8 protein-coding genes are annotated in these 12,615 nt (G+C 70.0%); 5 read left to right on the forward strand and 3 right to left on the reverse strand.

Annotated elements, in window-relative coordinates; genetic code table 11:
* The first annotated feature begins 60 nt into the window (after positions 1 to 60).
* The 4 genes from J4E04_RS05540 to J4E04_RS05555 all read left to right on the forward strand — a co-directional run bounded on the left by J4E04_RS05540 (position 61) and on the right by J4E04_RS05555 (position 7,883).
* On the forward strand, positions 61 to 3,375 hold the full coding sequence (locus tag J4E04_RS05540) for a UvrD-helicase domain-containing protein (protein ID WP_490150111.1): 3,315 nt from the start codon (positions 61 to 63) through the stop codon (positions 3,373 to 3,375).
* A complete protein-coding gene (recD, locus tag J4E04_RS05545; protein WP_490150112.1) occupies positions 3,372 to 5,249 on the forward strand; it encodes an exodeoxyribonuclease V subunit alpha in 1,878 nt (625 codons plus the stop codon). The genes J4E04_RS05540 and recD overlap by 4 nt, the downstream gene beginning before the upstream one ends.
* A 203-nt stretch (positions 5,250 to 5,452) precedes the next feature.
* A complete protein-coding gene (locus J4E04_RS05550; RefSeq protein WP_490150113.1) occupies positions 5,453 to 6,898 on the forward strand; it encodes a DUF8176 domain-containing protein in 1,446 nt (481 codons plus the stop codon).
* Between the two features lie 46 nt (positions 6,899 to 6,944).
* Positions 6,945 to 7,883, forward strand: coding sequence for a hypothetical protein (locus J4E04_RS05555; RefSeq protein WP_490150114.1), 939 nt, complete (start codon positions 6,945 to 6,947; stop codon positions 7,881 to 7,883).
* Between the two features lie 4 nt (positions 7,884 to 7,887).
* Here J4E04_RS05555 and J4E04_RS05560 read toward each other — a convergent pair whose 3' ends face one another.
* The 3 genes from J4E04_RS05560 to J4E04_RS05570 form a co-directional block, all read right to left on the reverse strand.
* The gene (locus J4E04_RS05560) at positions 7,888 to 9,345 is read right to left on the reverse strand and encodes a DUF2079 domain-containing protein (protein ID WP_490150115.1); all 1,458 of its coding nucleotides are present in this window, start codon (positions 9,343 to 9,345) and stop codon (positions 7,888 to 7,890) included.
* Between the two features lie 73 nt (positions 9,346 to 9,418).
* On the reverse strand, positions 9,419 to 10,222 hold the full coding sequence (locus tag J4E04_RS05565; protein ID WP_027504944.1) for an ABC transporter permease: 804 nt from the start codon (positions 10,220 to 10,222) through the stop codon (positions 9,419 to 9,421).
* Positions 10,219 to 11,226, reverse strand: coding sequence for a daunorubicin resistance protein DrrA family ABC transporter ATP-binding protein (locus tag J4E04_RS05570; RefSeq protein WP_027504945.1), 1,008 nt, complete (start codon positions 11,224 to 11,226; stop codon positions 10,219 to 10,221). The genes J4E04_RS05565 and J4E04_RS05570 overlap by 4 nt, the downstream gene beginning before the upstream one ends.
* A gap of 189 nt (positions 11,227 to 11,415) precedes the next feature.
* Here J4E04_RS05570 and J4E04_RS05575 point away from each other — a divergent pair, with 189 nt between their 5' ends.
* Complete coding sequence (locus tag J4E04_RS05575; RefSeq protein WP_490150116.1) at positions 11,416 to 12,597, forward strand: NAD(P)/FAD-dependent oxidoreductase; 1,182 nt, start codon at positions 11,416 to 11,418, stop codon at positions 12,595 to 12,597.
* Positions 12,598 to 12,615 lie beyond the last annotated feature (18 nt).

Genomic DNA, 12,615 nt, shown 5'->3' on the forward strand with positions numbered 1-12,615 from the left:
CGATGAGCGCTCCCGAAGGTATGGAGCAGCGATGAGCGCTCCCGAAGGTATGGAGCAGCGATGAGCACGTTCGATCTGACCGGGCCGCTCCCGCTGGGCACTACCGTGCTCGAGGCGAGCGCCGGCACGGGCAAGACCTACGCCATCGTGGGCCTCGCCGCCCGCTACGTCGCCGAGGGCGTCACCGACATCGCGGGCGTACTGCTGGTGACGTTCAGCAAGGGCGCGACGCGCGAGCTACGCGAACGCACGCGTGCACGCTTCGCCGAGGTCGCGGCCGCCCTGGCGGATCCGTCGGCGGCCCGTACGGGCGGTGACGAGCTGATCGCACTGCTCGCCGACGTCGACGACGACGAGGTGGTGCTGCGGCGCACTCGGCTGCTGACGGCGCTGTCGGAGTTCGACGCCGGGACTATCGCCACGACGCACAGCTTCTGCCAACGCATGCTCGACGGACTCGGGATCGCGGGTGAGCGGGAACCGGACGCGACCTTCGTCGAGTCCGTGGACGATCTCGTCGACGACGTGGTCGACGACCTGTATCTGCGTCGCTACAGCGCAGAGGTCGGTTCGCCGCCACTGACCGTCGCGCAGGCGCGCACGGTGGCCCGGGCCGCGGTCTCGGACCGGCGGGCCGTGCTCAGTCCGGACGCTCCCGACGACACGGCGGCCGGTCAGCGGGTCGCGGTGGCCCGCGAGGCGCGGGAGGAGACCGAGCGCCGGAAGCGGCGGCTCGGGGTCCGTGACTTCGACGACCTCCTCGAACTCCTGCACGGCGTGCTGTCGGACGAGACGCACGGCTCGGCCGCGTGCGCGCGTGTCCGCGAGAAGTTCACGGTGGTGCTCGTCGACGAGTTCCAGGACACCGACCCACTGCAGTGGTCCATCCTGCGGAGGGCGTTCCACGGGCACTGCACCCTGGTTCTCGTCGGTGATCCCAAGCAGGCCATCTATGCGTTCCGCGGCGCCGAGGTGCTCAGCTACCTCGACGCGGTCGCGGTGGCGGACCGGCATCTGGCACTCACCACCAACTGGCGGAGCGACGCGGCCGTGATCGGCTCGCTCGCGCACCTGTACGAGGGTGCCGCACTGGGACATCCCGACATCGTCGTCACTCCGGTGACGGCATCGCACCGGGAACCTCGGCTGCTGGCCGCCACGACGCGGGACCCGCTGCCTCCAGTGCGCCTGCGCGTGTTCGGTCGAACGGGCTCCGGTCCGCTGAACAACAAGGGCCTCCCGGCCACCGAGAAGGTTCGACTGCGTATCGCCGACGACGTCGCGCAGGACATCGTCGCGCTTCTCGACGGCGACGCGACGCTGACGGTCGACGGCGCGTCGCCGCGGCCTGTCGCTCCCGGAGACATCGCCGTGCTCGTCCGGTCGGGCAGACAGGCCGAGCAGGTGCGGTCCGCTCTCGAGCGCGCCGGCGTGCCGTCCGTGCTGTACGGCGGCTCGTCGGTGTTCGCCACCGAGTCCGCGGTGCACTGGCTGCTGCTCCTGCAGGCACTGGAGCAACCGCACCGTGCCGACGTCGTGCGGCGCGCCGCGCTCACACCGTTGCTCGGATGGTCTGCTCGCAGCCTCGACGAGGGTGGCGACGCCGCGACCTCCGCACTGAGTGCGCGCTGCCGCGAGTGGTCCGCGCTCGTCACGGGGGTGGGCTTCGCGGCGATGGTCGAGAATCTCACCGGATCCACCGAGCTCCAGAAACGTCTGCTGGCAACCGAATCCGGTGAACGCGATCTGACGGACCTGCGGCACGTCGCGCAACTCGTCCAGCGCGAGTCGCTCGAGGGCGGACACGGGGTGACCTCGTTGACCCGCTGGCTGGCCGACCGGATCCAGGACCCCACGAGCGGCGCTGTGGCCGACCGCAGCCGACGGCTCGACAGCGATGCCGAGGCCGTGCAGGTGGCCACGGTGCACGCGATGAAGGGGTTGGAGTTCCCGATCGTGTACGTCCCGTTCGCGTGGGGTGCCGCCGGATCGTTCGATCCGGACACCCTGCTCTTCCACGATGACGAGGGTGCGCGTGTGCGCGACGTCGGTGGGTCCTCCACTCCGGGGTACCGCGAACGCAAGCAGCGCCACGACGAGGAGGCGGCGGGCGAGGAGATGCGCCTCCTCTACGTCGCTCTGACCCGCGCGCAGTGCCGTCTGGTGCTGTGGTGGGCACCGACGGCGATCACGGCGGCGTCCCCGTTGCATCGACTGCTCTTCGGCAGAGTGCTCGGCATCGCGGAACCGGAGTCGACGGTGCGCCTGCAGGACGATGCCTCCGCGGCGACGACCCTGCAGTCGCGCTGCGGCAGCGCGATCGGCGTCGAGGCGGTGCAGGACGTGACGGTGGTGGCCCGGCCCGCGCGGACGTCCGAGAGAAGCGGTGGCGCACTGGCCGTCGCGCACTTCGACCGGAGGCTGGACACCGCGTGGCGGCGAACGTCCTACTCTGCGCTGACCGCGGGCGCGCACGATCAGCCGGTCGAGGTCGTCGAATCCGAGGACCCGATACTCGGCGACGAACCGGTGGAGGACCCGTTCGCGGCAGGTGTGGGCGCGGGGGCCCCCTCGCTCATGAACGGTCTGCCCGCGGGAGCCGCGTTCGGCACCCTGGTGCACGAGATTCTCGAGTACGTCGACACCTCCGTCGACGATCTGCCTGCAGAGGTGCAGCGCCGGTGTGTCGAGGCCGTCTCGGCACACGGTGCCGACATCGATGCGGATCATCTCTCTCGGGCGCTGACGGCCGTCCTGCGCACGCCCCTGGACTTCGGCGCGGCGGGCACCGGCACGCTCGCCGAGGTCCACCCGTCGAACAGGCTCGCCGAGATGGACTTCGAGATCCCGTTGTCGGGCGGTGACCACGCCGCGACGGCGCACGTGACCGTGCACGCCGTCGCCGATCTCGTGGCGGACCACCTCACTTCGGACGACGTGCTCGCGGCCTATCCGCAGCGGATGCGTCGACTCGACGACCGGACGCTCCGGGGCTACCTCACCGGCAGTGTCGACACGGTCCTGCGTGTCGGGTCGTCCGACGATTCCCGCTACGTGGTGGTGGACTACAAGACCAATCGCATCAGAAGTGGCGACCTCACCGTCGACGACTTCACGGTCGAGGACATGGCCGGCGAGATGATGGAGTCGCACTATCCGCTGCAGGCACTGCTCTATTCCGTTGCGCTGCATCGCTATCTGCGGTGGCGTCGACCGGGATACGACCCCCGGGTGCACCTCGGAGGAGTGCAGTACCACTTCGTCCGAGGCATGATCGGCCCGGACACTCCGCCCGGGCGCGGGGTCTTCTCCTGGGCGCCGTCCCCCGATCTCGTGACGGCGCTGTCCGATCTGCTCGCAGGAGTCCGGTCGTGACCGCGGCGTACCCGGGCGCTGTCGCGCAGCGCGGCAAGGGAGTGCTGCGCGCGTTCAACGACGTCGGCGTCCTCACCGCGGCCGACGTGCACGTCGCCCTCCGACTCGGCGCGCTCGGCGGGGAACGGGACGAACTGGCGCTGTTCGCCGTGGCACTCGCCGTGCGCGCGGTGCGCGTCGGCTCGGTGTGCCTGGACCTGACCCGCCTGCGCGACGTCACGGCCGACGACGGGGTCGACACGGACGCTCTGCCGTGGCCGGACGACGCGGCGGTCGTGGCCGCCCTCCGGGCGAGCTCACTCGTCCTGGGCGGGGAGAGCGGTCCGCTGCGACCGGTGCTCGTGGTGGACACCGCGGACGGCCCGTTGCTCTACCTACAGCGGTACTACCTGCAGGAGAAAGTGATCCGGGACGTGCTGGCTGCGCGCGCACTCGACGCGCCGGCTGTCGACGTGGAGGCGGTGCGGCAGGGACTGGCCACCTACTTCCCGAGCACCGAGGTGCCCGACAGGCAGCGCATCGCGGCGGCACTCGCGGTGACCGGGTGGACCACCGTCATCGCGGGCGGCCCCGGAACGGGCAAGACGCACACGGTCGCGCGCATTCTCGCTCTGCTCACCGCAGTGCACGGCCCCGGTCTACGGATCGGTCTCGCCGCGCCGACCGGGAAAGCGGCTGCGCGACTGCAGGAGTCGGTGGCCGAGCAGGCACCGGAACTCGGACTGCGAGGCGACATCCCGGCGATGACGGTGCATCGGCTGCTGGGCTGGCAGCCCGGCAGCCGCAGTCGGTTCCGTCACGACGCACACAACAGGCTCCCGTACGACGTGGTCGTCGTCGACGAGACGTCCATGGTGTCGTCCACGCTGATGAGCCGACTCATGGAGGCGGTCCGCGCCGACACCAGGCTCGTACTGGTCGGCGATCCCGACCAGCTGACCTCGGTGGACGCGGGCGCGGTGTTGGCCGATCTGGTCGCGCGGCCGGTGACGGCGGCGTTGCCGGAGGTGGTCACCGCCCTGGTGGGCGCCGACCTCGGGTCCGTCCCGGCGGCGGGGGACTCGTCGGAGAAGAGTCTCTCGACGGGCGAGGTGCGCCGACTCGCCGCGGGCACCGTGCGACTGAGCCGCGGGCGTCGGTTCGGCGGTGTCATCGCCGATCTCGCCGTCGCTGTGCGTGACGGCGACGAGGACGAGGTGGTGCGCCTGCTGAACTCGGGCGATCCCGCCCTCGAGTTCGGTCCGCGGTCCGACGTGTCGTCGCTCGAACGCGATGTGGTCTCGACCGCCCGGGCCGTGACCGCGGCCGCCGCGTCCGGTGATGCGGCCGCGGCCCTCGCTGCTCTCGAGCGGCACCGCCTGTTGTGCGCGCACCGTGAGGGCCCCTCCGGTGTGGATCACTGGGCACGGTGGGCGATGGACCGCGTGGGCGCCGACACCTCGACCTTCCTCGACGCCGCACAGTGGTATCTCGGGCAACCGCTCCTGGTGACGACGAACGACCACGACAACCGTATCTACAACGGCGACACCGGCGTGGTCGTCGACGACGGACACGGCGGCGTGGTCGCCGCGTTCGCGCGCGGGTCGACTCCGTTCCTCGTTCATCCCAGCAGGCTGTCGGCCGTGCAGACGGTGTACGCCATGACGATTCACCGCAGTCAGGGAAGCCAGTACGACACCGTCTCGGTGGTCATCCCGGACGAGACGTCGTCGCTGTTGACGAGGGAACTGCTGTACACGGCCATCACGCGCGCCCGCCGCACCGTGCGCATCATCGGCAGCGAGGAGTCGGTGCGCGCCGGTGTCCGTCGCCGGGTGCTGCGGGCCAGCGGACTGCGTCGCGACTCGCCGGTGCCCTTCGGTCACTCCTGATCCACCGCGCGCGCGGCGTCTCGTGGCAGTCGGTTCTCCGAGCACTGCCCGCACGTCGTGCGTGTGCGCTATATTCTCCTCGACTGCGGTCGGGGGGACCGTTACAGGCGGTGAAAACAGGACGGGGGACAGGGTATGAGGAGTCGTCACCACCTGCCCGTCGTCCGGTCCACCTCGGCACCGAGCCACGACGAGCTCGCCTAGTGTCCACATTCCTCACCCCGGGCGTCGAACACGAACCGCGACCGCACCGCCGCGGGTTGTTCGGCTCGCACCCCGGGACCACCGAGAGCGAGGATCGGCGGGTTCTGTCCGGCGCTCTCCCCGTCCGACACCGCATCGTGATCGCCGACATCGGTCTCGGCGAGATCCTCGGCAGCGATGCGCTGGCCGGGATGTCCGCCGCGGTCGGCGAGCGTCGGCCGGGGGGCGTGATCGCCTGGGATCTGGCCGGTGAGGCCACCGGGCACGGTGCCGCCGCGCAGATCGCCGAGGACGTCGAGGCCCTGGTGGCGCCCGAGTGCGATCCGCGAGCACTGTCCCACTACGTCGACACCCGGCCCGAAGGGCACGATGCTCTCGGAGCGGATGCGTCGCTGCAGGACCCGCACGCCATCGAGGCCGTTCTGACCGTCCTGACGCACCACCGGCAGACCGTCGTCGTGCACGCCCGCAGCGACGAGCAGCACTTCGTCGCGATGATCGACGACGCGGACTCGATCGTCGTCCCGATTCCCCATTCCGAGGCCGCCGCACTGCGCGTCGTGGCACTGATGGACTCGCTCCGCGGCAGCGGCCGCGACACCTGGTCGGACCGCATCGTCGTCGTCAAACACGATGCGGTACATGCCGGTTCGCGATCCGGCTCCACGGATCTGCGACGCGTGCTCGGGGATGCGGGCGTCCGCACCGTGCTGGACGTGCCGTCCACGTCGGACTCCGATGCGGACGTTCGCCGCGCCTGGTCGCACGTCGCCGCCGTCGTGATGCGGACGCGCGGGCCGGTACGCCCGATCGTTCCCGACGCGCACCCGGGTCTGCACGCCGACGACCACACACCCTCCTTCGACAGCACGACGGCGACACTGCGCGCGCGCTCTGCCGACACCCGGCCGAGTCGTCGCAGCGGGCGACTTCCCGCCCTCGCCGCCCTCGGTGCCCTTCTCGTCGCGGGAGGACTCGGCACCGCCGTCATGATGCAGCGCGCCCCCGCGGATTCCGCACCAGTCCCGGTCGCCACCGCGGGTGTCGGTGCGGACGCGGCCGATCAGACCGCGTCGGCGGCGCCGCCGCCGATCGATGCTGCCCGCGCGAGTGGTCCCGCCGTGATCGTGCGCTACGACGATCTGTACTACCGAGATCGCGACGCCGCAGCGGCCGCAGCGCTCTGGGATCTGTCCGACACGGCCGGTGTGGACGCCACGGTGGCCGATCTGCAGCGATCTATCGACGCGGTGAACCCGGCGATACGGCACCGCATCGACGTGGCGCCCACCTCCGACCCGCTCGTCTTCGACGCCGTCCTGACACTCACGGTTCCGGACGGCCGGGAGTTCCGGTACGACCAGCAGTTCACGGTGCGGGAGGACGACGACGGCTTCGCCATCGTCCGCAAGATCGACTGCACCGGCGTCTGTCCCGCTCCGTGACCCGTCTTCCGGCCCTCCTCCCGCCACTACTCGAGAGAGACACACGATGACGCACCGCGCGCCCGTACGCCGCCGACGCACAGTGGGATCCGGTCTGGCCGTGAGTGCGATGGCCGTGGGTGCCTGGGGGCTGGTGACCTGCGCGTCCGTCCTCGTCGCTCCCGCGGCGTCCGCTGCCCCGACATCGGTGAACGACGAACCGAACACGGCGGCGGAGAAGGTCGCCGAGAGCAGGCGTCGCGACGAGTTGTCGCAGAAGGAGCGCGCGGCAGAGGACGCGGAACGCGAACGCCAGGAGAAGGAAGCGAAGCAGGCAGCCGACGACCTCGCGGCGCAGGAAGCCGACGAGCGGAGGGAGCGGCGAGAGGACCAGGCCGCGGCCGTGCAGAACGGCACCGCGCCGGCGCCGGCGCCGTTCGTCTTCCAGCTTCCGCCGCTTCCGTTCGAGATCCCCGGCGTCACGCCGCCCGCCCCGGCGGTCACGGCACCCGAGCCGGTCGCGCCGCCGGTCGACACGGCACCGCCGCCCCCCGCGACGGCCCCGGCTCCGGTGGTCGACGACGTCGCCGACGTCGTCGAGGTCGAGGAGGCTCCCGCGCCGACGCCGGCCGTCACGGCACCTGCCGCGCCGGCACCGGTTCCCGAGCCGGACCCCGCACCGTCGCGCCCCGACCCGACACCGGGTCCCGGCCCCGCGCCGCTCCCCGCCACTCCCCAGGTGCAGTCCGGTGGTCATGGGCCGCACACCGGCCCCGATCCGGATCGCGACCCGATCGATCCTCCGTCGCCGCCTCCCGGTGACGACGACGAGCCCCGTCAGCCGTCGCCGAGAGCTGCGACGATGAGCAACCCGGCTCCGCCGTCGGTGAGCAACCCGGCTCCGCCGTCGGCGAGCGACACCGCGCCGCAGTCGGTGCAGCGGTCCGGAGAAGGTCGACACGCGGCACCCGACCCGGGTTGGACGAATCCCGTTCCCGGACGCTGACCCGTCACCGACGAAGTACGAGAATGCCGTTCACGTCGGAGACGACCGAGTAACCGTCCGCGAGAGCTGCACTGATCGCCGTGTTGTCGCCCGACTCGTCCTTGGGCCACCCGGCGGGCCGGCCGATGTTCACGACGATCCAGTCCGGTGTCGTGGAATCGGTCTCCCGCTGCGGGAACACCGAGACGGGTTGGTCGGACACGAACTGCGGGACCAGGTTGTTGGAGGCCGACACGCGGTCCCCTGGCGGTATGGATGCCGACACGGCTCTCGCGGTGGTCACCTGCGGGTCGACGCGCCACCCGTCGGCGTCGGCGAGCCGAGCCAGCGGCTGGAAGGGCAGCGCGACCAGAGCGACGGCGGCGACGGCGGCGAGCACCACTCTCTGGGCACGCGGTGACAGGTGCATGTCGCGCCGACCGCGAATGAGTGCATCGATCAACGCGGCGAACAGGATCGGCATGAGGATCGCGTTGTAATGGAAGATCGGCTTCCAGAAATTGGTGTTGTCGCTGAGGAACCGCCATGCGACGGTGGGTACTGCCACCAGCGTCAACGGTGACCGCAGTGCTGCGAAGCCGGTGACGGCCAACAGCAGTAGCACGGTCGCGGCACGCGAGTCCCCGCTGACGAGACCGTGTGTCGTGTCGGCGATGCCCTCACCGAGGGGCGGAAGTTTCGAACCCTGACCGTAGGCGTCGTCGGCGCTCAGCAGCGGTATGACCACCGTGATGGCCAGCACGATCCACGCCGCGCCCCACGCGGCCGTCGCCAGGCCCAGAATCCGTGTGCGACCCGTGGTCCACCAGGCGATCAGGGCGCCGATCACGATGACGGTGAGCCCCATGTCCTCCTTGACGAAGACGAGCGGGAGCGTCCACGCCACCGCGGCACGCCAGTGCCCCTGGCCGAGCGCTGCCATGGCGAAGGCCAGCATCGGGACGCCGAAGGCGATCTCGTGGAAGTCGAAGTTCAGTGCCGACTGCAGGCCCCACGACAGTCCGTAGCCGAGGGCCACCACGATGCCCGCGACGGTGCCGAGGCTGCGGCACGCCCACCGGGAGAGGGGCACGACACCCACGGCGAACAGGACGCCCTGGGCGATCAGCAGGGTCTCGGGGACAGGGGCGAGTCGGTAGAAGGGCGCGAGCAGTGCGGTGATTGGAGAGAAGTGATCACCGAGCGTGTTGTAGCCCGTGCCCAGCAGATCCGACGTCGGCGCGTCGAGGCGTGCGTAGGAGGCGATCTGCTCCACGAAGATGCCGAGGTCGAAACCGGAGGTGCGCAGCTGGTGCTGACCGACGACGGACAGTGCGCTGTAGAGCGGGGTCAGCAGGAGGAAGGCGATCGCCGGGACCGCGATATCCGCGCGGCGGGCGCGACGCAGCATCTCCTGCGGTCGGCGCGCCCCGCCGGACGGGGCGGCCGCTGCAGTCTCCGCAGAAGGTCTGGTTGCCGTCACAGGAGATAATTTCTACACGAACTTCGTGTGATCAGGCTGTGAACGCGAGGTGCGGCCGCCCCGGCTCAGCACGTCAGCGGCTCACCGCCTTGGTGTAGCGATGGATGGCGAACGGTACGAAGACGATCAGGATGAGGATCGACCATCCCACCGTCGCGAGCACCGGGTGTTGGAGTGGCCACGCGTCCGGAGGCGGCATCGTCGGGTTCGTGTTCCCGAACAGCACCCGGCTCGCCTGCGTGATGGCGGAGACAGGATTCCACTCGGCGATGGGTTGCAGGATCCCGGGCAGATCCTGACTCTGCACGAACGTGTTGGCGATGAACGTCAGCGGGAAGATGACGATGAAGCTGGCGTTGTTGAACACCTCGGGCGTCCGGATCCACAGTCCGATCACCGCCATCACCCAGGACAGTGCGTAGGCGAAGAGCAGCAGCAGCCCGAATCCCGCCGCGGCCTCCCAGAACGACGACCGGATGCGCCAGCCGACCAGCAGACCGGTCAGGGACATCACGACCAGGCTGATGACGTTGATGACGATGTCGCTGCTGGTCCGTCCGACGAGCACCGCGGACGGAGCCATGGGCAGGGAGCGGAAGCGGTCGATGATGCCCTTCTGCATGTCCTCCGCGAGCCCGAGGCCGGTCCACGTGGACCCGAAGATGACGGTCTGCGCGAAGATGCCGGCGATGAGGAACTCGCGGTAGGACATGCCGGGGATCTCGATGGCCGACCCGAAGATGTACGCGAAGACCAGGACGAACATGATCGGCGACAGCAGCGTGAAGACGATGAGGTCGGGGACGCGCTTGATCTTGATGAGGTTGCGTCGGGCGATGGTCGCGCCGTCGCTCAGCGCCGTGGTGGGTGAGTTCATCGGGCCGTCTCCTGTCCGCTGGGCTGCTGATCGGCCGCGTCGGGCCGGGTCGACGTCTGGCCGGTGAGAGTGAGGAAGACGTCGTCGAGGCTGGGCTTGCCCAGCGAGGCGTCGGCAGGGGTGACGCCGTTCTCGCGGAGCAGGACCAGCGCGTCGACGAACGTGGTGGTCCCGTCGTCCGCACCGACCGTGAGCCGCCGGGACGCGGCATCGGAGGTGACCTGACCCGGTGCGAAACGCTCCATGACGCCCTGCGCCGTCGTCAGATCGCCGTCCGTGTCGAAGGCGAACTCCAGCCTGGCTCCGCCCACTCGCGACTTCAGTTCGTCGGCGGTGCCGCGCTCGATGACGCGACCACGATCGATCACCGCGATCTCGTCGGCCAGCTGGTCCGCTTCCTCGAGGTACTGGGTGGTGAGGAGCAGGGTCGTCCCGCCCTGCACCAGTTCCTCGATCACCGACCACAGCTCGAGGCGGGCGCGAGGATCGAGCCCGGTGGTGGGCTCGTCGAGGAAGAGGACCGGTGGATCGGCGACGAGGGCGCCCGCCAGGTCCAGGCGTCGGCGCATCCCACCCGAGTAGCCCTTGACCGGCCGGTCGGCCGCCTCGACGAGGTCGAACCGTTCGAGCAGTTCACGTGCCCGATCACGGCTGCGCTTCTTCCCGAGGTGGTACAGCCGGCCGACCATGTCGAGGTTCTCGAAGCCCGTCAGATACTCGTCCACCGCGGAGTACTGCCCCGAGACGCCGATGCGTGAGCGGAGTTCCGCCGCGTCGGCGACGACGTCGAGGCCCGCCACCCGTGCGGTGCCGGCGTCGGCCCGCAGCAGTGTGGTGAGCACGCGGATGGTGGTGGTCTTCCCGGCTCCGTTGGGCCCGAGCAGTGCCATGACCGTGCCCTCGGGCACCTCGAGATCGAGACCGTCGAGTGCGTCGACGCCCCCGTACCGTTTGACGAGGCCGACCGCGCTGATGGCGGTGGCACCCGAACTGCGTGAGGCCATGAGACTTCCCTTCCGGACGTGACACGACGATGCGCCCGTCGGGTGTGACTCGGCCGAGCGTCGGAACTCATCACAGCAGGCAGGTACGACACGGTCGGGTTTCCGCGGAGCCCGCATCGGCTACTCCCTGTGCAGGTGACGCGCGGCCCGACTCGGTCGGCGCGCACGGCTCATGAAGAGGGGTACAACGTGTCCGAGTACGACTACGTCATCGTCGGCGGAGGAATGGTGGCCGACAACGCCGCCAAGGGGATCCGCGAGCACGACGAGAACGGCACCATCCTCGTCGTCGGCTCCGACGTCGACGGTCCCTACACCCGCCCCGCGCTGAGCAAGAAGCTGTGGACCGACGCGGAGTTCACCACCGACGAGGTGCCGTTGGGCACCGAGGAGACGGGTGCGACGCTGGTGTTGTCGACGACGGTCACGGCGATCGATCGCGACGCCCGCACGGTGACCACCGACAAGGGGGACACCCACCACTACGGATCGCTGTTGCTGGCGACCGGGGCGACCCCGACGATGCTGGACCTGCGTCCGTCCGAGCGGGTCGTCTACTTCCGCACCTTCGCGGACTACCGGCGCCTGCGGGCGTTGGCGACGGAGGGCACCCACATCGTCGTGGTGGGCGGTGGTTACATCGGCACCGAGATCGCCGCGGCGCTCGCGCAGAACAAGGTCACCGTCACCCTGGTGAGCAGTGACGACGTGGTGGGCGGCCATATGTTCCCCGCGGACCTCGCGTCGGTGTTCCAGCAGGACTTCGAGGACCACGGGGTCACGGTCCGCACGGGTGTCAAGGTCGACTCCGGTGCGCAGCAGGGCAATGCGGTGTCGCTGACCCTCAGCGACGGTTCCACGATCGATGCCGACGCGGTGGTCTTCGGGCTCGGCGTGACGCCGAACACCGACCTCGCGGAGCAGTCGGGGCTCGACGTCGACAACGGCATCGTGGTCGACGAGTTCCTGCGCACGGCGGACGAGCACGTCTACGCCGCGGGCGACGTCGCCAACTACCCCGACGCGATCCTGGGCCGTCGTCGCATCGAGCACGTGGACAACGCCAACAGCATGGGAAAGACGGTCGGCAAGATCATGGCCGGCTCCACCGAGCCGTACACGTACACGCCGTACTTCTACTCCGACGTGTTCGACAACGGTTACCAGGCGGTGGGCACGATGAGCACCGACCTCAGGACGGTCGAGGACTGGAAGACGCCAGGCAAGGAGGGTGTCGTGTACTACCTCGACGACGACTCCGTGCTCCGCGGTGTGCTGATGTGGAACGTGTGGGAAGGACTCGACACCGCGCGCGAGATGCTGAAGAGCGGCGAGAAGCGCGACGACGAGTCCCTGCTCGGCGCGATCTGACGACCACCCTCACCCCGC

The organism is Rhodococcus sp. NFXS4 (genome assembly GCF_058139645.1).

Excerpts from the sequence above, each read along its gene's own strand:
- J4E04_RS05570 (WP_027504945.1), bottom strand. The coding sequence starts at position 11,226 with ATGGCCTCACGCAGTTCGGGTGCCACCGCCATCAGCGCGGTCGGCCTC.
- J4E04_RS05565 (WP_027504944.1), bottom strand. The coding sequence starts at position 10,222 with ATGAACTCACCCACCACGGCGCTGAGCGACGGCGCGACCATCGCCCGA.
- J4E04_RS05540 (WP_490150111.1), top strand. The coding sequence starts at position 61 with ATGAGCACGTTCGATCTGACCGGGCCGCTCCCGCTGGGCACTACCGTG.
- J4E04_RS05555 (WP_490150114.1), top strand. The coding sequence starts at position 6,945 with ATGACGCACCGCGCGCCCGTACGCCGCCGACGCACAGTGGGATCCGGT.